At 39.1% G+C, this 22963-nt stretch carries 18 protein-coding genes and 1 tRNA gene; 2 read left to right on the top strand and 17 right to left on the bottom strand.

Annotated features, from left to right (window positions below; genetic code table 11):
* Positions 1-65 precede the first annotated feature (65 nt).
* The 9 genes from gap to CYJ37_RS09750 form a co-directional block, all read right to left on the bottom strand.
* On the bottom strand, positions 66-1073 hold the full coding sequence (gene gap / locus CYJ37_RS09790; RefSeq protein WP_094768528.1) for a type I glyceraldehyde-3-phosphate dehydrogenase: 1008 nt from the start codon (positions 1071-1073) through the stop codon (positions 66-68).
* A gap of 57 nt (positions 1074-1130) precedes the next feature.
* Positions 1131-2153: a sugar-binding transcriptional regulator gene (locus CYJ37_RS09785; RefSeq protein WP_009793074.1), complete on the bottom strand. Its 1023-nt coding sequence runs from the start codon at positions 2151-2153 to the stop codon at positions 1131-1133.
* Positions 2154-2305: 152 nt separating this feature from the next.
* Positions 2306-2560 (bottom strand): glutaredoxin family protein, encoded by a 255-nt coding sequence (locus tag CYJ37_RS09780; protein WP_224949684.1) that lies wholly within the window; start codon positions 2558-2560, stop codon positions 2306-2308.
* A gap of 17 nt (positions 2561-2577) precedes the next feature.
* On the bottom strand, positions 2578-3909 hold the full coding sequence (gene rpoN, locus CYJ37_RS09775; RefSeq protein WP_101549480.1) for an RNA polymerase factor sigma-54: 1332 nt from the start codon (positions 3907-3909) through the stop codon (positions 2578-2580).
* Between the two features lie 425 nt (positions 3910-4334).
* The gene (locus CYJ37_RS09770; RefSeq protein WP_101549478.1) at positions 4335-5792 is read right to left on the bottom strand and encodes a restriction endonuclease subunit S; all 1458 of its coding nucleotides are present in this window, start codon (positions 5790-5792) and stop codon (positions 4335-4337) included.
* Complete coding sequence (locus CYJ37_RS09765) at positions 5789-7222, bottom strand: class I SAM-dependent DNA methyltransferase (protein ID WP_101549476.1); 1434 nt, start codon at positions 7220-7222, stop codon at positions 5789-5791. The genes CYJ37_RS09770 and CYJ37_RS09765 overlap by 4 nt, the downstream gene beginning before the upstream one ends.
* Before the next feature lie 115 nt (positions 7223-7337).
* Entirely contained in the window at positions 7338-10544 is a 3207-nt protein-coding gene (hsdR, locus tag CYJ37_RS09760) for a type I restriction-modification system endonuclease (protein WP_101549474.1), read from the bottom strand.
* Between the two features lie 372 nt (positions 10545-10916).
* A complete protein-coding gene (locus CYJ37_RS27720) occupies positions 10917-11891 on the bottom strand; it encodes a type II toxin-antitoxin system PemK/MazF family toxin (RefSeq protein ID WP_253618338.1) in 975 nt (324 codons plus the stop codon).
* 275 nt (positions 11892-12166) lie between these two features.
* Positions 12167-12727 carry a recombinase family protein gene (locus CYJ37_RS09750; protein ID WP_101549472.1) on the bottom strand — a complete coding sequence of 187 codons (561 nt, stop codon included), beginning with the start codon at positions 12725-12727 and terminating at the stop codon, positions 12167-12169.
* A 630-nt stretch (positions 12728-13357) separates the two neighbouring features.
* On the opposite strand from CYJ37_RS09750, the gene sduA reads away from it, so the two are divergent.
* Positions 13358-14497: a Shedu anti-phage system protein SduA gene (gene sduA / locus CYJ37_RS09745; RefSeq protein ID WP_101549470.1), complete on the top strand. Its 1140-nt coding sequence runs from the start codon at positions 13358-13360 to the stop codon at positions 14495-14497.
* A gap of 361 nt (positions 14498-14858) precedes the next feature.
* Here the strand turns inward: sduA and CYJ37_RS09740 are convergent, their stop codons facing one another.
* The 6 genes from CYJ37_RS09740 to CYJ37_RS09715 form a co-directional block, all read right to left on the bottom strand.
* A complete protein-coding gene (locus tag CYJ37_RS09740) occupies positions 14859-16070 on the bottom strand; it encodes a hypothetical protein (RefSeq protein ID WP_180827300.1) in 1212 nt (403 codons plus the stop codon).
* 1041 nt (positions 16071-17111) lie between these two features.
* Positions 17112-17864 (bottom strand): phage lytic cycle repressor MrpR family protein, encoded by a 753-nt coding sequence (locus tag CYJ37_RS09735; RefSeq protein ID WP_101549469.1) that lies wholly within the window; start codon positions 17862-17864, stop codon positions 17112-17114.
* Between the two features lie 47 nt (positions 17865-17911).
* Entirely contained in the window at positions 17912-18358 is a 447-nt protein-coding gene (locus tag CYJ37_RS28030; RefSeq protein WP_374703158.1) for an HNH endonuclease, read from the bottom strand.
* A 534-nt stretch (positions 18359-18892) separates the two neighbouring features.
* On the bottom strand, positions 18893-19855 hold the full coding sequence (locus CYJ37_RS09725) for a tyrosine-type recombinase/integrase (protein ID WP_180827298.1): 963 nt from the start codon (positions 19853-19855) through the stop codon (positions 18893-18895).
* A gap of 124 nt (positions 19856-19979) precedes the next feature.
* A tRNA-Arg gene (locus tag CYJ37_RS09720) sits at positions 19980-20051 on the bottom strand.
* 96 nt (positions 20052-20147) lie between these two features.
* Complete coding sequence (locus CYJ37_RS09715; protein ID WP_257964211.1) at positions 20148-20654, bottom strand: DUF6241 domain-containing protein; 507 nt, start codon at positions 20652-20654, stop codon at positions 20148-20150.
* Between the two features lie 334 nt (positions 20655-20988).
* Here CYJ37_RS09715 and clpP point away from each other — a divergent pair, with 334 nt between their 5' ends.
* Positions 20989-21594, top strand: a complete 606-nt coding sequence (gene clpP, locus CYJ37_RS09710; protein WP_101549461.1) for an ATP-dependent Clp endopeptidase proteolytic subunit ClpP — start codon at positions 20989-20991, stop codon at positions 21592-21594.
* A 115-nt stretch (positions 21595-21709) separates the two neighbouring features.
* Here clpP and CYJ37_RS09705 read toward each other — a convergent pair whose 3' ends face one another.
* Positions 21710-21967, bottom strand: coding sequence for an HPr family phosphocarrier protein (locus CYJ37_RS09705; protein ID WP_009793068.1), 258 nt, complete (start codon positions 21965-21967; stop codon positions 21710-21712).
* 30 nt (positions 21968-21997) lie between these two features.
* Positions 21998-22948, bottom strand: coding sequence for a DNA-binding protein WhiA (whiA, locus tag CYJ37_RS09700; RefSeq protein ID WP_009793067.1), 951 nt, complete (start codon positions 22946-22948; stop codon positions 21998-22000).
* Positions 22949-22963: the final 15 nt, after the last annotated feature.

Genomic DNA, 22963 nt, shown 5'->3' with positions numbered 1-22963 from the left:
GCTTCGGTTCCCGGAGTTCATACAGGACCAAACAATAGCTTATTTATTGTTTTAAATCGTGCCTATTAAAGGCCTTGCTTTGCAATGTAGTCTACAAGGTCTACAACGCGGTTAGAGTAGCCTGACTCGTTGTCATACCAAGAGATTACTTTTACCATGCTGCCTTCCATAACCATTGTTGACAATGCATCAATAGTAGAAGAAGCAGGGCTTCCGTTGTAGTCGCTTGATACAAGCGGCTCTTCGCTGTAAGCAAGGATTCCTTTAAGGTCGCCTTCTGAAGCTGCTTTGAATGCTGCGTTGATTTCTTCAGCTGTTACGTCTTTGTCAAGCTCAGCAACAAGGTCAACAAGAGAAACGTTTGGAGTTGGAACACGCATAGCTCCGCCGTTCAGCTTGCCTTTCAGTTCAGGCAATACAAGGGAAACTGCTTTTGCAGCACCAGTTGTAGTTGGGATGATGTTTTCAGCAGCTGCACGCGCACGACGGTAGTCTTTGTGCGGAAGGTCAAGGATCTGCTGATCATTTGTGTAGGAGTGAACAGTAGTCATCATACCGCGCTTGATGCCGAACTTGTCGTTCAATACTTTAGCGAATGGCGCTAAGCAGTTTGTTGTACAAGATGCATTTGAGATAACGTGGTGGCTTCCTGCATCATATTTGTCATGGTTAACACCCATAACGATTGTGATATCTTCGTCAGAAGCTGGAGCTGAGATGATAACCTTCTTCGCGCCTGCTTCTAAGTGTTTAGCTGCATCGTCGCGCTTTGTGAAGCGTCCAGTAGATTCTACTACTACTTCAACGCCAAGGTCTCCCCATCCAAGCTGAGCAGGATCGCGCTCTGCAAGAACCTTCACTCTTTGGCCGCCTACTACCAGGAAATCTCCGTCTACAGAAACTTCTTCGTTAAGTGTGCCGTGAACTGTGTCATATTTTAAAAGGTGTGCAAGCATGTTTGCATCTGTAAGGTCGTTTACCGCTACAACTTCTACTTCTGAGTTCTTAAGTGCTGCGCGGAATACGTTGCGCCCGATTCTTCCAAATCCATTAATACCAACTTTAACTGCCATGTTAATATTTCCTCCTTTAGATAGTAGGGATATTTGTTAGTTTTATATTAAAGGGGATTACCCTTTTAACAACTGTTTTGCTGCGCCTTCATCCGTGATCAGGATCGTTGAGGACGGCGCCTGTTTCATATAGGCCCTTATTGCCTTTGCCTTCGAAGACCCTCCGGCAACTGCAATAACATGTTCGATATCTGCCAGGTCTTTGAGCTGAAGCCCTATGGTCTGCACTTTATGGACCACTTCGCCCGCTTCATCGAAATAATAGCCGAATGCTTCTCCTACTGCTTTCCGCTCCTGAATCTTCAATAAGTCCTCCGGTGTCGTTTTACGGCGCTCCGCCATTGTTATAGCGTCTCCAATTCCATGTAAAACCATTCCAGCGGATTGTATCAGATTCAATACTTCATTAATAACGGGTTCCTTCATGATTGTCTCGTACATCGTCTTGCTTACCTGATCCGGGACATGAAGGAATTTGTGGCGGGAGGCTGTGTGCTCCGCCATCATGGCGCAGATGGTATTCGCCTGGTTTTTGACCTCCTCGCCGATGCCGCCCCGTGCAGGGACGAACAGCAATTCGTCGTCAAAGAGATTGGGCGTCAGCATCTCCGCCACGGCCGCCATGGTCGATCCGCCCGTTACAGCAACGGTATTCTTCCCTTTAAGCCGCTGTTTCATACTGGCCGCACAGGCCCTGCCAAGCTCGCTTTTCACCCATGGTGATTCATCGCTGTTGCCGGCAACCACAATCACCTGCCGGACGCCAAGGACTTCTTTCAGCCTTGCTTCCAGTATGTCTATACCCGTTATGTCTCTCATTATGCTTTCAAGTCTTTCCAGTAAATCCTTGCCTTCGGCTGTCAGGTTCATACCTGAACTTGCTACAGAGATAAGATTTTGATTCTTTAGGAAATCAACCTCGCTTCTAAGCACTCTTTCCGTTGATCCAAGGCTCACTGCCAGACTTCTTCGGCCCACCGGCTGCATAAAACCTATGTACTGAAGAATTTGGTAGCGTTTTTGCATAACAGTAAGTAAATCAGGCAATAATCTTTTTTGTATATCGATCAATGAGTCCATCGCATGCCCCTTTTTTAGAAGTATTCCACATAGGAACGCTCTAACGTGGTCAATTTCTGTCCCGCATAGACATATTATGTCCCGCTTGAACCAAAAAAAATCACCCCTGTTACAATTACATTCTAGCAGGAGTGATTTGCGAATTCAACTGATTAGAACCGGTTTTTTGCTGTAAGCGCTTCATATAGCGTAAATTGATCAATCCGCCCAAACTGGACCTCTTCCCCATCCAGTTCCACGACCGGAATCATAAGCCCGTACCGTTCAGTCAGATCATCGCTGGCGCTGATATCCACTTCCTCAAGCTCAAATTCATGCTCTGCTTGAAGATCCAGGATTAATTTTTTTGCATTATCGCACAAATGGCAGCCTTCTCTTGTATATAATCGCATCTGTCGATCTTTCACTATACTTCCTTCTTTCTTCATTCATATCTTTTGCGTTTCGCTGAAGAGGGGATGCCCAGCTGGTCCCTGTATTTGGCGACCGTCCGCCTGGAAATGACGATAGCATCCCCCTTCTCCAGTATGCTCATGATCTCCGAGTCAGAAAGAGGCTTCAGTTTATCCTCAGCTTCTACCATGGCAGCAATCTTCTTCTTCACACTTGCTGACGAAGCACCATCAGCTCCGGTAGTCTTTACCGCGCTTGTAAAAAAGGTCTTCAGCTCAAATGTGCCAAAAGGAGTCTGGACATACTTTTCGCGGACCGTCCGGCTTACTGTCGACTCATGGATTTCCAATTCATCCGCGATTTCTTTCATTGTCATCGGTCTCAGCTTTGCAGGCCCTTCAATGAAAAAATCCTGCTGTTTTTCTACCAGCTTCATTGTAACCTTTTTAATCGTATCTTTCCTTTGTTCCAAACTGCGGACAATCCAATTATAGTCCTGCGACCGGTCCTGGAGGTATTTCCTGACCTCTTTGTCGCCAGTGCTTTTAAAGCTTTCATAATACTGGCTGTTAAAGCTGACTTTTGGGAGCAGCTCATCCTGGACGGTTATCAGGAAAGAGCTGCCGTCCCAGCTGACAGCCACATCAGGAACAATATAGCCTGCACTTTCTTTTGAAAAAGCCGCTGCAGGCCTTGGATTGAGCGTTCTGACTAAATCGGAGACACGCTGGATATCCTTCAGCTCCACACCAAGGAGCGAAGCCAGCTGCTTCCACTTTTTATCGGCGAACCATTCGAAATGCTCTTCCATGATCACTTCAGCGAGATCATCCGGGCGCAAAAGCCGCTGCACCTGCAAAAGGAGGCATTCCTGCAGTGTCCGCGCCCCAATGCCCGCCGGCTCCAGAAGCTGAAGCTCTGCGAGTGCTTCAGCTGAATCGCCTTCACTGACGCAGAGCTCATCCGCAATTTCTGTGACACTTTCACGCAAGTAACCGTTTTCATCTATACTTTTAATAATCCTTCTGATGATCTTGTCCATCAGAGGAGATATATATTTAATTTCAAGCTGTGAGATCAAATAATCCTCAAGCAGATTGTCTTTTGCCCTGATCTGCTCGATCCACGATCTGTCATCCTTTTTCAGCTTGCTGCTTGCACCTCTGACTCTGTCGCGGCGCGGATCCATCGCCCTTACATTTTCTGTCTCTATCTGCATAAGGGGATTTTCAAGCGCCCTGCTCTCCAAAATGGCCGTAAGCTCAAGCGCAGAATATTGAAGGAGCGCAATCGCCTGGGACAATTCCTGTGTCATCGCCAATTTAAGCGACTGCTGCTGAAATAAACCTGCATTCATGTTCATTGCACATTCCCCCTTCTTCTATTTTACATGATGGGAGGGGAATGGTGAATGGGAATATAGATAAAGAAAGCAGAAGCTTTTCGCATTCCGGACTATGGCAGGTGATTCCATGATGTTCATCCCGCGAAGCTGTAAAGCATCTTTCAAACGAAAAAAAGCCTCAAGCCCTATAACAGGCAGGAGGCTTTCGGTACGCCCTCGGCAGGAATCGAACCCACATCTCAAGAACCGGAATCTTACGTGCTATCCGTTGCACCACGGTTGGTTCTAAAAGACTTTGGGCGTTGTTATATCAATGGTTTATGCTTGTTTGAGTGTTTTTCATTACGTGTTATTCCTAAAAATGATGATACTAAACCAAACTGTTTTTTGCAAACAAAACATAACTTTTACCCATAACAACTTGGGAGAATGCCCGCTGACCTTTACATAATTTCCGCCTGCCCTTTTAGCACTTCTTTCAACAATTCAATGGCATTTTCTTCCCTTGGCTCATTTGTACCAAGTTCACCTTGGATGGCTTTAGAAAGGATTGATTTTTTTATACTTTCTAATTTACTGAATGTATTATCGATTAATTTTTGTTCTACCTCTAATTTACTTAAAAGATTGTCTACTTTTTTCACAATTCGTTCTTGTTCATTTAGAGGTGGAAGCGGAACTAGTTGTTGTTTAACAGTTGTTAAATTTAATTCAACTTGATTTGTACTCCCACTCCAACTATTATTTAGTTTGTTTTGGACATAAGGGCCTGATAACCATCTATATAATAGATTACTATTTACAAGATTATTATTTGGTCTGACTATAGTTACATGTGAATCAGCTACTACCATATCTTCTAAGTCATCTTTTATAATTGCTACTCTTCCTATAGTTCCTGTCCCAGTAGAGTTCCAAAGTAAATCATTTTTTTGAAGAAAACGTTCTTGTTTATAATTCTTAAGCGTTTCTTCATCAATGTGCCTAGCTTGGGAAATATCAAACCCACTCCATTGTACACATTTTTGCGATACCACTCTAACATTTGATGAGTCAACATACTTAGGTGATTTTCCCCTTTGTATATAATCACTGATATTCTCTAATGTAACCCAAATCCAATTTTCAGGGATCTGGTATGGTTCATCAATATTTTGTTTACCTTCCTTATTGTCTAAAACAGTAATCATACTTTGTTCATTACTATTATTTGTCCCTAATATCCCACGAAATGCATTATCTAAAATAGCTGCTCGACGAAGCTTATACGTTTCATGTGCTTCCGCAATCAACTGCTTTGCTTCTTCTATTTTATTTAAAAGACCCTCAACTTTCTCAGCAATTCGCTTTTGTTCATTTAGAGGTGGAAGTGGGATAACATATTGTTTTAATTCAGCTAGTGGAGGCAAGTTTTTTATTGCAGTACCTTTAGCATTATCTTTTGCTAATTCCTTTATATAGTAATCAAAAGCATATAAAAAATAAGTTTTATCTAATACTTTTGAAGTGCTTACTCTCATTAAGGCTTGGTTAATAACTCCTTTTTCATAATTAGAAGGAATTACATAAGTTTCACCGATTGTACCAGCACAACTTACTATTATATCTCCTGCATTTACTTCAAAACCTTTTAGTGTTTCAAAATCCTCTTTGGAGATATAATATTCTCCGTATTCTATTGTTTTTCTAATTGCATTACCTTGTTCATAAACTTTATAAGTGTCTTTATCCTTAGGCACAAACATGCTTTTTTTTATAGCAGAACCAAACGGTCCTCTTTTAAATTTACACACGCCCCCTAGTCTAACCCATAACCAATTTTCATGAACTTTCTTATATTCGTCTTCCTTTAGCATTATATTGTCAAGTAATTCCTGAATATTTTTTATCTTTTTACTCACGCCTTAACCACCTCAGCATTTTCTACTGCTCGAAGTTCTTCCACAACTTCACTTAATATATCAATAGCTTGTTGAAGTTTTTCAATTGCTTCTTCAGCTGTTTCAATCGGGTCAGGTAAATTTTCATATGAGGATATTGATTCATCTGCAATTAATCCAATGTCTAAGCTATCTTCCTTCTTTGCAATTTCTTCACGAGTAAAAACATTCCAACGCTTGTCTTCCACTTTTGAACGATCTTCAGCTACATACGCTTTCATAAAGTCTTCAAAGTGTGCCATGGTCAATTGATTCCGTTTACCGAATGAAGACATATTTGTTCGAAGATCATAAACCCAGACCTCTTTTGTGTTCCCTTGATCAGTTTTCCCCTTTGTAAAAAACAACACATTTGTTTTAACGCCCTGAGCATAGAAGATCCCAGTTGGTAGTCGTAGGATGGTGTGTAAGTCGCATTTATTCAACAAATCTCGGCGAATGTGCGTTCCGATTCCGCCTTCAAATAGAACGTTATCAGGCAATACTACAGCTGCACGTGCATTCCCGTCATCTTTTAATGCGTTGTAAATTAACTGCAAGAAGTTTAACTGCTTGTTAGATGTTTCAAACGTTAAATCATCACGGGAAACACGCTCCCCACCTTTTTTTGTACCGAACGGTGGATTTGTTAAAATCACATCAAAATCCTTCATCCATTTTCCATTTCCTGATAAAGAATCTCCCTGTTCTAAGCGTCCCTCCAAGTTATGAAGCAATGCGTTCATTAATGCTAGACGATGAGTATCCTTAACAAGCTCCATTCCTGTAAATGCTTCCTTTTTTTGAAACTCAGCTTGTTCTGGACTTACTCCATCGAAATAGTTATCTGTCTTATTTTTCAAATACTGATCTGCAGCAATCATAAATCCGAAAGTTCCTGCCGCAGGGTCATTACAACGTTCTCCGATTTTAGGATCTACTAAATGTACCATTACATCAATTAGAACACGGGGAGTAAAATATTGCCCTGCTCCTGACTTCTTTTCACTCGCATTCTTCTCCAACAAACCTTCATAAAGATTGCCTAGCCCTTCTTCTTTCGCATTGTACCAATCGAGAGCATCAATTGATCTAATAATTTTCTCTAGGTTCTTAGGTTCTGCAATACTTGTGGAAGCATCACTATAGATAAGGCGAAGCTGTTCATGCTCATTAGTTCCTAAATCAAGTAACAGTCGCTGGTAAAATGTCTTTAATTCCAAACCTTCCCGCTCTAATAAGTCATCCCAACGATATCCTTCTGGGATAACGCTTTCTGTCTCTTGTTCTTTCATCATTTTTAGAAATAACAGATACGTTAGTTCCGTCACATATTGTTGATATGTAATTCCGTCATCACGTAAGACATTACATAAATTCCAAAGCTTTTGAACGATTTCTTGATTATTCATTTTCATCCTCCAATAGTCTCATTATTTTAAGGTTTTTCTTTCACACCTATATTTGTATTAGTTAACCAACTTATCTATTATAACTTAAAAAATGCCCCTTTGAAGAGGCATATTTTTAACTAATATAGAGGTTCTCATTTATTGTGTTAACAACAGTATCTATAAAATCACCGAACTCACGCTTCAACAACTTATATCCACCTTGACTAACAAACGGCTCTTCTGAGAAAGCATCTTGTGGTGTTGGTGCTAATACAGGCACTTGTAGTAGTTGTTTTTCAATTCTCTCCAACCACTTCTTTTGTCTAGGTGTCCAATCATGCAAGGAATATACCTTCTGTAATGCTTGTTTGACCCTAGTCTCATGATCTACTAAAGCTTCTCCTAGTGCAGCTTGCCGAATAAAGCTTATTATATCAGCCGCAATGTCTTCGTTCTTTGTCTGTTTCCAAGCTGTTTGGAGATGTGACTGCTTAAAGCCTTTCGTTTCAAGAATCGTAATCAGTTCACGCAAATCTTTTCTCGTTAGATCTTTTGGTCTTGTACATACGATATGAAGGGCAGGGATTTCATTAATGTTTTCTTTGATAAAGTTTACAAACCCATCTAGATAATCCTCTGGCCGACTGTTCCCTTCGCCGTATCCTCTAATTACGTCATCTACTTTATCTTCTTTGTTAGAAATATATCTTTTTTCTCCTGTAACTCTATAAGCTTCCATGTATTCAAACAAAATATCGTGTTGTTTTGCAACATGAGGAGTATACGATTTTACATCCTGAATCCACTCATCCACATCTTTGCCATTAGATAACTCCTCGAATTTCTTCTTGCCCTCAACATCCAACCTTTGTTTTTTACGTTGTATCTTGGCAACTAGCTGTTCACGATAAAATGAAGCTTCCTCTTCTGTAGCAGCGTTTGTAAGGGATTCATACAGATCACCAATGCTATAATTTTGTTTTTTTACAACAGGTTTCATCTCTGTATAACTTTGTAATCTATCATAAATACCCACGGCATCGAAGATATTAAAATGAGTCTTTCCAACCTCAGGACACAGGCGAGTCGCACGCCCAAGCATTTGGTCATAAAGAATACGAGATTGAATTCTTCGCAAAAACACCAAATTTGTAATCGGAGGAACATCAATACCTGTCGTAAGTAGATCTACTGTAACAACTACATTGGGTAGCCTTTCATTCTTGAACCGTTTAATTGCTTCAAGAGGTTTATAGATATATCCAGTAATCTTAGCAATGGCATCATCTTCAATTTCGTCCCCACGCTCAGTGAAAGCCTCTTTTAAAATACGAACGACCAAATCAGCATGTTGGTCTGTTGCGGCAAAAATGAGAGTCTTCTCTATCCCTGTTGGGTCAATATAATCTGCTAACTTACTAAGAACCGCACGGTTAAACGGCTCAGTGATAACTTTCTTATTAAATTGTTCCACTTCAAATCGAACGGTGTCTTCCAATTTTTCTAACTGGATTTCACCTTTATCAACGTCGTATACTTCTACTTCCTCGTCTTTCTCAAAGACGATTCCTGCTTTGGATAGTTCAGTTTTAAACAAGTACGGAGGCTCATGGTCTACTAAATATCCATCTAGCACTGCTTCGCTATAAGAGTATTTAAAAATCGGCATTCCAAATATCTCAGTAGTATGAAGTGCAGGAGTGGCTGTTAGAGCCAAACTTGCTGCGTCAAAATAGTCCAATACACGTCTATACTGACTTACATAGTCATTTTGATCACGGAACTCTAATTCTTCTTCAGACATTTCACGGTCGCTTGTATATCCTCGATGCGCCTCATCTACAATGATAAAATCGTATTGTCCGACACTAGGAAGCTTTTCACTGTTACTATAGAAGAGTCTCCTTACCATCCCTTGAACAGTAGCAATGTGAACTTTCGTTTCCACCTCTGGAGTCATATCATCCAACGACTTTACATCATATATATTAGAAAATGAGTAGCCTTCAATCTTTGTATCTTTTAGAGCGTCTTCGGTTTGAACTCCAAGCGAGTTACGATCTACTAAAAACAATATCCTACGGCACTTCTTCGATTTAATTAATCGATACATAAGTGCTATAGCAGTTCGAGTTTTACCAGTGCCTGTTGCCATGGCAATTAGCATTCTACGCTTGCCTTCGATAAGTCCAGCCTCAGCCGCTAGGACGGCACTTTGTTGATAATGACGTAAACCAAACTTAGTAATATCCTCTTCTTCTAAACGCTTGTTAGCATCCTGATCATCTTGACTGAGTAGAAGCTCCAAGTCTGCAGGAGAATGCCATCCTTCTAAAGAGCGTGCATGTTCTAAAGGTTTACGAGAATCCCAAAACCAAATACCTGACTCCTCTTGTAGCTGTCTTAAATAAGGTCTTCCATTTGTTGCGTATAAGAAAGGTACTTTATATTCATTAATTGTTGTTGTAATAACTTCGTTATCAACCTGAACAACATTTTTCGCATAAACCTTAGTCTGGCTTTCTAAAGCCCCAGGAATTGTTTTTTTCTTTGCTTTTGCCTCTATAAAACCAACTAGCTTTAAACCAATAAATAAAGCATAGTCAACTCTGCCACCCTTAACTTTCCACTCAGCAATTGCCATGTTTCGATTTTTCTGGGGTAACGTACCATTCTTTTGATGGTTTAATTCGGTGGTGTCTACTTCCCAGCCAGCCGCACGGAGTTTCCCATCAATAATCGTTCTCGTTTCTGCCTCTGTCAAGTGTTGGCGTCGAATAAAGGTCTTCGATTTCCGTTTACGCTCTGATCTAGCTCCCTCTTTTTCAGTTTCCGCTTTTTGTCGAGCTTTTTCTAACTCTTTTTCAAACTCCTTAACTTTTTCTTCATATTCTTGTTGAAGCTTTTTCGTATCTACTTCGGTTTCTTCCTTTGGTTCTGTATATTCTGGTGCTTGGAAATCCCAATCACCATATACCTCCATAAACCAAATAGATAAGCGGAAGGTTAATTGGAGCAAAGCTTTGGCATCTTCCGTTTTCCCATAACCAGCTTCGTGCATTGCTAAATTTCCCTTTTTGCGTAAAATCTCAAAGATATCAATCAACTCTGGTTCGAGTAAGCCTTCACGCCTTAGTGTATTAAGACGATCAATCTGTGTCGTACCATATGCTTCTTTAATGTTCTCTGCTGCTAGAATAAATTTCGTTAACGTCTCCGCAAATAAGCGAAGTTTCATTATGGTTGTATGTGGGTCACAATATACATTTCTCTCAGCTGTCTCACCCAAGTTAGCAAGTACATCCCATTTCCCTTGGAAAAATGAAAAGTTGCTATTCACTGTTATCACCGTTTTCCTGATAATTGTATATAACCATTATACTATACACTTACAAAAATTAGGGTATACCAGTTGAAAACTCTGTTATTTAATATTGAGATATTTAATAAAATCGATATTTTATTATCCTTTTTAGTCCATAAAAAAGCATCTAACATTCTAAGTTAGATGCGTTCAATCTAATATAATTCTTTGAGAGCCTTGACATATCAAGGTTTAAGATATTTTAGCTGATTTCGAGTTGAAATTATGATTATTAATTAGCAAAGATTCCAGATTGTTAATGTCGTTAATTAAATCCAAGAAATATACTCGGGGCTTAATCAGCTGTACAACTTCTCATATGTACCAGTATTGTTTTAAAGGCAAGCCCTAAAAATCAACTAAGCCCATTTGAATTTTAATAGCATCTTCTATTCTTTCCATTACACTACTATCTACAGTTGTTATAAGCTGGTTTAATCTTTTTTTACTGATAGTTTTAATTTGTTCAGCTAACACTACGCTCTCTTTGTTCATATTGGTTAAAAGACCTAGTTCAACGTGAGTAGGCAATTTCGCTTTTGTGATTTGACTTGTAATAGGTAAAATTGTAACTGTTGGGGAAAATTTATTGTTAATACGATTTGATATTATTACCACTGGTCTAATTCCGCCCAATTCAGGATCAATACCCTTACCTAAATCAGCAAGATAAACTTCTCCTTTGTTTACAAGAATATTAGCTGGCTTTCCCTCTAATTTTCCTATTTCTTTTTCAGAAACAGGATTGTGCTTACCATTTCGACTTTGCTCATAAGCCTTAGAAAGAACTTCAAATGATTGTTTCATTTGTTTAATTTCATTTATGAATTCATTATTCTGAGCAAGAACCGATACATGTTCTTCATTAGTTAATGGAATTTGCAAAAATTCCATTCTATTTCCATAGTTACTTGGACTATCTAGTATGCTTGCTAATGTTTCTAAATGAAGTATTTCTACATGATGCGAAGTTAACTTTTTTAGTTCTCTTCTTTCCTTTAACCTTAATTCTTGATTAGTTATGAAAACCATTCCATCTACACTATTCTTTTCAATTCCTTCAATATCATCCAAAAACTTAGTCTTAATTTCCTTGTATTCCTGTTGGCCCCTAGGAAAATAACAAGCACCAATCCACCGAAGACCATCTTTAGTGCATATCATATCTTTTTTTCCATCTCTTCCTCCTAAGGGGTGAGAAGGGTCAATAGATTGATATCCCTCAAATCTTAAAATTTGCGCCGAAAGTCTCTCAGCAGATGCTTGACCCGTATCCCATTCCAATAATCGATTCCAAGTCTCCCTACCATGTGGTCTTCTCATATTAATCTCCTTACTTAACCCTACCTGGACTTATAGTATTTAATTCAATTAACTAATGAAATCTGCATAAATAGCTTTCTTTAGTTGAGATTACAGGAAAATCATACCATACTGATATAAAAAGAGCAGTTCCTATTTTTAAGGCTACCCTGATGAAAATTTTGTGACGTGTAGATAAGGGTACATAGGGTATTTCTCGGCTATAAACCACTTAAATATGTGGAAATACGCCCCCCAGTACTGCAAAAGAAAAGAGACACAGTGAATGTCCCTTACTATTGCTTTGCTTTCAATTCATTTTTTCTATTAATTAACGTTCGCTTTTTGATTCCTGTCATTTCTTCAACTTCTTTATATGTATTACTCTTTAGTAATTCAATTGCATGTAAGATTTGCTGCTTAGAGTGTTTTCTTGGTCTACCTTCTCTAAAGTCATCACGTAATTTTGCTAATGCCTTACCTTCTTGAGTACGTTCTACTATCATGTCCCGTTCAAACTCTGCAAAAGAACTGAGTATATTAAAGATCAGTCTTCCTGTTGGAGTGTTTTCCACTAATCCCATATTAAGAATGTGAACCTTAACTCCGCTAGCAAAAAGAGCCTTAACAGTTTGAATACCTTCAACAGCTGACCTTGCAAATCTATCTAACTTGGTTACGACTAGGGTGTCACCTTCTTGCAATGCTTCAAGCACCTTGTTAAACTCTGGTCTATCTGTTTTAGTGCCTGTAAACTTCTCTTTATATATAACTTCGCACCCTTCCACTTGCAATGCTTGAATTTGGACATCCAAATCTTGAGCTAATGTCGATACCCTTGCATATCCGAATTTCATGTTTCCCCTCACTTTTCAACCTTTATTTATTGCACTAAGTTAATGCACTCCTTGAAGCCTATTATACCAAGGATATAATCATGGTGCAATAACTTTCAAGTTTTTGCACTCCTAATCCTTCAATAATACTAGGGTAAAAGAGTAGCAATTGACGTATGATCCTAACAGTCATCTATAACTCAAGAACGCCTTGTTAAGGAATAGCAGTGTATCATTGTTTCAGACTTGTTAATCCTTTCGAGAATTCTATCGAACAATTTAAGTGTTTTACTAACATATTTACTAATTCACGCTTCTTTAACGCTCCTTTTATTTGCATCGTATCGGACAATTAACGATTGAATGTATGTGACTAAGCGTGGTTTTGTAATACAAATTATGAGATTTTATCCTGTAGCAGGCTGCACAACGATAAGGGAAGAGGCATGAGAGAATCTCACAACGCCTCACTTCATGTCGCTAAAGCGTCTCTCGAGGCAAGGGCTTTTTCCTTTGTAATTCAACGTTAACTCTGTAAATGGCAAGTTAATATACTGTATTCCATTTCATTTTTATCAAGTATACTATTAGTAAGGATTTCCAAATGATATTCGCTTTAAATATGCAGTAATCGAGGAGTGTTCACTTAACATGAATGACAAAATTAATGTATGGACAACATCAAGAGACTCTGCTGTTTGTGATGACATTGAATTGAAAAAGACTTCTACTACTAGACTTATTTTCAGACCTGAACTAGTGAACAACATTAATAATCCTGAGGCATCTGTTAGAGGATGCTTCATTTTTCAAAAGAAAGGCAGAAACGCCTCTTGGGAAGATTATAAGGAATTAGAGTTAAGTAAGTTAAAGGCTGAAGAATGGATTAAGTTAGAACTAAATTCTGAGGCTATGCTGACTCTTACAAGAGAAATTAAAAAACATTATGCAGTACATGAAAAGTATGGGGTTAAGTATGGAGGCTTTCAGCTTTTCAAGAGCAGTCCTGATATTGAAAGACTGATTGAAATGTTTGAGAGTAACGCTGATCTGTTTACTCAACTCCTAGAGGATGACAAGAGTGATGCACTAGAGAAAACATTGGAATGGATTGTTACAAATGATAATCCAGATAAACTAATTGACAGGCTTAAAGACCTACAAGAGAAAGATTTAGACCAACTTAATACTCTTGTTGGGATAGCTAATCTTAAAAAAGTATTGTCTATTTGGGAAGGGAACAAACACAATTCCTCTGAGAAGTTTTGGCAAACTTTACTGAAGCATAATTCTTGGATTCTGAGTCAGATTTTCTCTAATCCAACTGTTCTGATTAATGATGAGGCTTATGTAGGAGGAAAGACTATCAACAATGATAGTGGCAAGCTAGTTGATTTCTTATATGCGAATCCCTTCTCAAAAGATGCTGTACTGATTGAGATTAAGACTCCTTCAACTGCTCTAATCACTCCTACTGAGTACAGAACAGGAGTATATTCAGTACATAAGGACTTGATGGGAGCAGTTACACAAGTATTGACTTATAAGACAAGCCTCCAAAGGGAGTATCAAAATATAGACTATAACAATTATAGACAGGGGATCAAAACTGATTTTGACATTATCAACCCTTGTTGTGTAGTTATAGCGGGCAGGTTTGATACTTTAACTGATACCGCTCATAAACATTCCTTTGAGCTGTACAGAAAAGAGCTAAAAAATGTAAATGTAATTACATTTGATGAGCTGTTTGAAAGGGTAAAGGGCTTAATTAAGCTGTTAGAAGGCTAAAAAAAAGAGGGATTTAATTGTGCCTTTATTGGAAAAGAGTGTCTGAAACGAGTCACTTCGTTTCAGACACCCAATAACTAATAAGGGAGAGATAACTCTTCCCTACGCAGATGGTGGGAGAACAAGGAAGAATTAGGTAGCTTCGCTTTACAAGCTTGCAGCGAGAAAAGAGAGTCTCTTTTAGAGTAACTGACAATACGAATACGGTTTTTGTTAGCTGGGTAAGTCGATGACAAGTTATAACCCTTTCCAAATCGTCCCTTAATGTAGAGAAAGAGCTTCAATAAGAGACTTTCCTAAGTGTGATATGCACCGTTACTTTTTCGAATTTGCGATTACTGACAACCACTATAGATCGCAGTTAAAAGTGTATGCCTGGAAATATCGATAATGGATTAGTCATGTTTGAACCATTAGGGAATTCAAATACAAGCTCATCAATTTTAACTACAGTAGGTGCAGTTGTTCTAGTTTCAACTTCATTTGAAAATGCTTTGGGACGGCTTGTGCATCTAAAGTATTTTAATAACAACTCCCACATCGGCGCATATTGCTTCATAATTTTCAAACACTTGATCCTATTCGAATCGGAATTGTTAGTGATATTCTTTTCTCTTCCCTTTGCAAGTTTTAATGAATGCTTACTTTGCAAATCCTTATAAACCTGAGTCACGATAAAGGCACTTTGCTCAGTCAAACTGTATGTGAATTCCAGTTCTCCCTTTTCCTGCAATCTTTTAAGGTAGTCATACACCCCTAAATCACTATCTTGAAGTACACAAAAGTGGGCGTCATAGTAAAATAACAAATTAAGTTGTTCCCTTAATTCCTCACCAAATTCCTTATTGAAAGCCTTAACCTCTTTCATTTTAGTCTTAAATAAGTCCCGTCCTTTAAGTCCATGTTTATTGAGGAAAATACGTTTTATTTCAGCTATGGACTTAATCTCTTGCCTAGATAGTTTTCTATGTCTATTTTTGGTTGTGCAGCCCCATACTTCCTTTTGATATATAATTACTTTTGCTTTAGCTAACTTATTGAAGACAGATACAAGACTGGATCTTATATGTTTAAGATAAATTTTTAAGAACTCCTCGAGCATATCGATATCCAAATTGTCCCTTTTGTAATCATTGTTTACCATACCGAACTGCTCTTGCAGCTCTTCTAAGTGAATTCCTTTATCACCATACAATGCACCAGTAATCCTACGATCTATAATTTCTAGATCAGTAAGCCATTTTGTGGAACTCATAGGTCTTACTTGATTATCATTCTGGATCAGATAATTTATGACAAGCGAGTTTAATTCAAATTCACCAACCAGTTGCCCCTTTCCATTATGAACACGCTTATCAATTCGTTCAGCCTTTCTAGAAAGTTTTACGTAGCACGTAATTATCCGCTTAGAACCTCTCCCCTCAACTTTATAGGTTTCCCACTCAGTTAAAACTGATTTGATAAGCAGAGCAAATTCTTTTCCAGTAAGGTTTCCATTCTTCTTGAATGATCGTTTTTGCGCTTCACTTCCATACTTTTTTACTAATTGTGCTAATGTGTATACTTTTGACAAAATGATTTCCCTTTTCTAATGGCTAAGTTTCGCTATTTTTAGCAGCCATCTCTTTCAACTCCTTTATGCTTTTTTATTGAAAAATGACGCATTCATGGTGGATTATCGTTTACTTTTATTGATGATTCCCAGGGTAAATTCTGTACCGATTCGACCTATTAAGGTAAAGATCTTAGTACCCCGATTCGGTACAGTTTATTGTCCTTGATCATTCGGTTTTATTGGTAATTAACGGCATTGTCACCTACAAAAAATGCACATCAAATTTCAAATCATACTTAAACAAAAGGTATAGGGCATTCGCTTCGCTCACAAGGATTTGGGTCAGTCGCTAAAGCTCCTTCGTTCCCTTCGGTCACTCGCCACCTAAAGGTGGCGACCCTATATTATCATTCTACTTGCTTACATTCTTCTATTTGGGAATTAGAATCCCCAGTTATTCCTTAGGTACTAATCTTTTCTCCCTTAGCTATTTATTTGGTAATACATATAGTGTTATCCCACTCCCGCAGAAAACACAAAAAAGGAGCGAATCCACATGCCCTCAACTCGTTAGAAAACACACCTATCCCTGAATAATATAAACATAAAACGCCTAACCCTATGAGCGATCATAGGATTTACAGGAATATATAGTGTGCCTCCTAAAGAGGCGGGTGCATGTAGATACAACTCCTTCACAGTTTACTTGTTTAATTGCACAAAAATTATAGCACTATTCATCTCGTAATACAATAAGTCTTTTGGCATAACATTTATTTTCTGAAATTCCAGACTTTTCCTATAAGCAAGGCATATATCTAAACGCTTTTAAAGTACTTAAAATAGTGAAATGTATCGAGAATAGTAATATTAATACTGGCATTAAGTCATTTATAATAGCTAGAAAGTGAACAATGATACGTTTCGACTCGAACATTTTCAACACCCTGTCCTGTGTGTATAAGAGAGGCAATAATTAAAGACTCAATCACTATTTTGGCACACATTATATATCTTAACCCTGTCTCTTATTACTGTAAAAGTGTCTCATTTGAAACACTATTTCTTATGCCATTTCCTCGCTAGCTCTTTGTAGTAATTGACTTTATTCATAGAAACTCCTTGCTGGATGGCAAATTCCAAGTATTTTCCTGCCCTAGAGATTTGATTTAGAATGCTCTTCCGACTATTGGAATTTAATGAGGTTATAAAGTCTTCAGCTTCCTCATAGGTAAAGTCATACAAGTCTTTTTGCGCCAGCTTCTCATATTCGCAAGCTTTCTTGAATCTCACTTCATCTACTTTACGAGTGCTATTGGCATAACTTCTCAAAAATAGGTTTTTAAACTCTCTGTTGTATATATCGTCTGATTTACACTGAAATCCATTTTCTTTGATGTCTTTGAGTTCATTTAGTAATGAAAGGTGCTGATCTTTTGTATGATGATTCTGATTAATGTAAATTCGAATTTCCTGGTAAACTTCCTTTGGGATAGCCAATTCTCCATTTAATAGCTTTTGTATTTGATCTCCTCGTCTTTGTTTATAACCTAACCCAATGCGGGATAACAACTCAATTAATAGTAACTCACATAGCTTATGTTCCTTTGTTTCAATGATAACTTCAAATTCAAAAGCCTCTACTCCTAACTTAGAGAATTCTCTTTGTAAAGACTTATTCCTTTCAACTCCTTTTTCTAAGGCTAACATATGCTCATGTAACCTTGTTTCTCCATCCCTTGTTGTTTCACCGAAGTAAGTTTTGCCTGTTAACTTGTTTTTGATTTTATAGACTACCCCTGATTTTTCCATCCATTATTCCACCCATATTATGATCGATATAACTGAAATTTGTTGTTTTACTCACTGAGCAACTGATCTTTAAACTCTGTAAACAACAGGTCAATTTGATTAACTTGATAGGAAATCTGCTCATCACAATTCAACTCAGAAAATTCTTTATTCCGAAGGCTCTCATTTAATGACTCAAACAACTCCTTAATATAATGTATCTGCTGTCTTACTCGATTACTCTTTCCTTGTTCATTAATCCAATGCGGTTCAATACAATTCAGAAAGTCATTTATAGAAAGATCACTTTTATTGGCATTACATCTATAGCAAGCACAGACACAGTTTAAAAAACTCGATATACCACCTCTTATCTTAGGTACGATATGATCAACTGTATCTCCGTATAGTCCACAATAGAAACAGGTATTATTGTCTCGTTCTAAGATCCTCTTCTTAAATGACTGTTTATCATAGAACTTGTGAATTAATGTTTCGTGGACAATGCCAGCCATGCCTTGCTGAACTAGAACTTTTGCTTCTTCATATGAAACCGAGTAGCTAATTTTTCTTTTCGATGGCAATTTGATTCGAACCTCAATCTCTGAGTTTACTAGTTTTTTAGCATCGAAAGAATATAGATTTTTACATTCCCTACAATACGACCGCCTCCTTCTATAACCTTTTGAAGGAAACTCCTTGTACCATTTTGTCCTCCTACACATTTCACAAGTTTTGTACAAAGAACAAGAATACGTAATATGGTTACACCTCTTTCAATCGTAATCATTATATTAATATCACATCAAAACATCCTAATCAACCTAATTGTTTTAATTTTCAGACAAAAGTATTGCATTTATCACTAGAAAACATTGTGCAACGGTATCAAACCCTTTTGAAAACCCAGTAATCCAAATAAAACTAAAGTATTGCAATATAATAAATATTTTTATATTGGAAATAAAGTAGAGAACAGCCATGTGACTGCCCCCTTCCCCTTAAACTTATAGTCCACTATATCCATCCCTCGGCAGAAGTAAGGATTCTTAATCAAAACCTTTCTCAATTGCCTGCTCAAGATCTTTTCCATAAATCTGTACATAACGCTGCAGCATTTCAAGGTCACTATGACCAGTTAGCCTTTGCAATACAAACAAGTTTACTCCTGCTTCTACCTTCAAACGGCAGAATGTCCTTCTAAACGCATGAGGACTAACAGGAACGTCTTTCTCGACCTTTGAGATCATCCCATAGTGTTTCAACCGCTCTTGGACTGTTCTGGGGCTTATAGGGGCATTCTCGACGCTGATAAAGAGTGCATCAGTATCGATGATGCCTCTTTCTTGTACATAAGCTTTTAAGACAGCTTTTAATCGTTTGGTCATTGGGACACGGCGAGCATAGCGGTTCTTTGCTTGTTGAATAATCACCTCACCTTTCCCCTCAAAAGCAAGATCTTGAACCTTCAAAGAGCAAAGCTCTTTCAACCTCAATCCTACATGGGCAAATGTCAACATAATCGCAAGATCACGTAGTCCAACAAATTGTGTTATATCTGGAGCGCTTAAAAGCCTATCTAATTGTTTCTTTGTAAATGTCGCTCCGATAACATGCCGTTTCTTAAGCTGCAATACCCCTTCAAAAGGATTTTTCTCGATGTAGCCTTTCTTAAGGCAGTAATTCATAAAAGTTCTACCCGCTCTCATTCTTGCGTTTATGGAACTGATAGCCCTGTTTTTTTCTTGCATATACATAATCCAGTTTTCTACGTGTTTCGTCTCCAATGTCCTAACATCATTCAACGAAACATCTAGATCTGACAATGCCCTCGAAAAGCCCTTTAGTTCTTTCCCATAAAAATGTATGGTGTCTGGTGAAAGACCCTTGATTTGGCAGTGCTTTAAAAACTCACCCGTAGCTTCGAAAAAACTCTTTGAAGGAATCTCCTTTTTTGTTTTAATCAGTTTTTCCACGACTTCCATACTTGTCGTTCCTTTTCTTCTCGACATTAAAATGCCCTCCATTGCGTGTTATTCGTTGCGTGGTATCCACGAATGAAAAGCACCCAAACAAAAAAGTCCCTACGCTTATAGTAAAATCACTACAAACATAGGAACTCATTGATTTACATAACGCCCTCGGCAGGAATCGAACCCACATCTCAAGAACCGGAATCTTACGTGCTATCCGTTGCACCACGAGGGCAAATCATACAGGTCTTCTATAAGACACTAGTATATAATACTAAAGCCGGCCGCTTTTTGTCAATGGTTAAACAATAATTGACTATAGCGGCCGATTTTATTTAAAGTTTTTCTCGATATACTTCTGTTCCTCTTTTTCGCTCAGGAGTCCTTTGGCTTCCCCGACAGTACCGCCCTGGAGCTTCCAGATGCTGTTATGGTCCCTGGCTGCAGACGAAAAGTCGCCCTCACTCCATCTTTTAAGGATATCCAGGTATAAATCTGAATGCTGGTAATTCATTTCATTGGCTCCCACCACATAGATCAGCCTGCTGATCCTGTCAGGAGTGATCTGCAGTGCGCCCCATTTATTTTCCGCTTTCACCTTTTGATGGCTCATATCATGGATGGCCTGCTGTACAGCTGATTCTTCCATATTGCCCGGGAACAGCTTTTTCAAGTCCTTTTCCCCTTTGGACGAAGCTGACCTTTCTTCCGCAGCCCGTTCTCCCTTTCCTAGTGAAGTATAATTGTAGGCAGCATATCCGGCCAGTGCCAGGATGATCAGGCCCAGCCCTGCAAGCCGCAGCTTATTATGAAAAAATGATTTCTTTTTTTTAGACAAAATCGCAGCCTCCAGCATTAATTTACATGCCCGTATCCCCACTTCAATTTTCAGCTTCCTTTGTTTAAAAATAGAAGAGGTGGGTATGATGGTTATGGATAAGGAAATTTTTATCAATGCAATTATTATACCGCATTAAGCAGGTATATCCTGCTAAAGAGAGAATAAAATGATTGCAGCATATATTGGATTTCCATAAGCGATTTGTTTGACCTTTATTGACCATCAGTGTATCATAATGATTACATACAGAACCCATAATATTTCTTCTTATGGAAGAACATGCTTTAATCCGTTGTATGTTGGATCTTTATCTTGAAGGAGGAACTGACAAATGAATTTAATCCCTACAGTTATTGAACAGACAAACAGGGGCGAGCGCGCATACGATATTTATTCACGCCTTCTGAAAGACCGCATCATCATGCTTGGAAGTGCGATCGATGATAATGTATCAAACTCCATTGTAGCTCAGCTGCTATTCCTGGAGGCAGAAAACCCTGAAAAGGATATCACTTTGTACATCAACAGCCCTGGCGGCAGCATCACTGCCGGTATGGCGATTTATGATACGATGCAGTACATCCGTCCGAAGGTTTCCACAGTCTGCATCGGGATGGCCGCTTCCATGGGTGCATTCCTTCTTGCAGCAGGCGAGAAAGGCAAGCGTTATGCCCTTCCAAACAGTGAAGTTATGATCCATCAGCCGCTCGGCGGAGCGCAGGGCCAGGCAACAGAAATCGAAATTGCCGCAAAGCGCATCCTTTTCCTTCGCGAAAAGCTGAACCAGATCCTTTCAGAACGCACAGGCCAGCCGCTTGAAGTGATCGCAAAAGATACAGACCGCGACAATTTCATGACAGCTGAGAGAGCATTGGAATACGGGCTGATCGATCAGATCATCACCCGCAATGTCCTGGAAGAAAAGAAAGACAAGTAAAGATAGAGCAAGAGGGCTGACAGGTTCAGCCCTCTTTTTTATGATTAAAGAGATTATGGTGTTAAACAAAGAAAAAGCGCCCTGCACAAATGCTCAGGGTGCCTTTTCAGTTTTTTCAGCTTTCCTGCTGGATATATTGCGAAAGCTCTTCGAGTGCTTCCTCTTCATCACTTCCATCAGCCACCAGGTTTACAACAGAGCCAGTGCTGACTGCGAGGCTCATAAGGCCCATGATGCTTTTCGCATTGACCTTCTTTCCGTCCTTCTCCAAAAAGATATCTGAAGAAAAGCGGTTTGCTTCCTGGACAAACAGGGCGGCAGGACGGGCCTGCAGGCCGGTCCGCAGCTTTACTTCCACTTGTTTTTCAACCATTTCTCTCTAACCTCCCATATTATCTTATTTCTAATTTCCTGTTATGGATTCACCTAAACGCAGTTTTTCTGCTATTTCATCTATTTTTCTAAGTCGGTGATTAATGCCTGATTTGCTGATATGGCTGCCTGACACCATCTCCCCAAGCTCCTTCAGGGTCACATCCTGATAGGCCACCCGAAGCTCTGCAATTTCCCTGAGCTTTTCCGGGAGTATATCAAGGCCGACAGTATCCTTGATATAACGGATATTCTCGACCTGCCTGAGAGCCGCGCCGATGGTTTTATTAAGATTGGCGGTCTCGCAGTTTACAAGCCTGTTCACCGAGTTCCTCATATCTCTGACAATCCGGATATCCTCAAAGCGCAGCAGCGCTCCATGGGCACCGATGATGTTCAGGAATTCAGTGATCTTCTCGGCTTCCTTCAAATACGTAATATAGCCTTTTTTCCTTTCAAGCGTCTTGCTGTTCAATCCAAATGTATTCATTAATTCACACAAAGAATCATTATGCTCTTTGTATAGTGAAAAAATTTCCAAGTGATAAGATGATGTTTCAGGGTTGTTCACCGAGCCGCCGGCAAGGAAGGCGCCGCGCAGATAGGAGCGCTTGCAGCATTTCTTTTTCACAAGCTCCTCTGAAATATCATGGGTAAAATCAAATCCCTCTTTCAGGATCTTCAGGTCGGCGAGTATTTCCTGCGCCTGCTGCGCCAGTCTTACAATATAGACATTATTCTTTTTCAGGCGCATCTTTTTTCGTACAAGCAGCTCCACTTGAACGGTGTAATTCTTTTTTGTCAGTGTATAAATTCTTCTCGCTATGGCGGCATTCTCTGTCTGGATATCCACAATTAGTTTCCGGCTGGAAAAAGAGAGTGATCCGTTCATCCGAATAAGCGCTGATAATTCAGCCTTGCCGCAGCAGTCTTTAACTTCAAGGTTGGTTAATTCCTTTTTCGTTTCCGAAGCGAAAGACATACCTTCACCCCCCGC

Source organism: Bacillus sp. UMB0728 (assembly GCF_002858875.1).
In the GTDB taxonomy this organism is placed as follows: Bacteria; Bacillota; Bacilli; order Bacillales; family Cytobacillaceae; genus Bacillus_AB; species Bacillus_AB infantis.
Note: the sequence above shows the minus strand (reverse complement) of the source record. Positions and strands in the feature narration are given on the sequence as shown.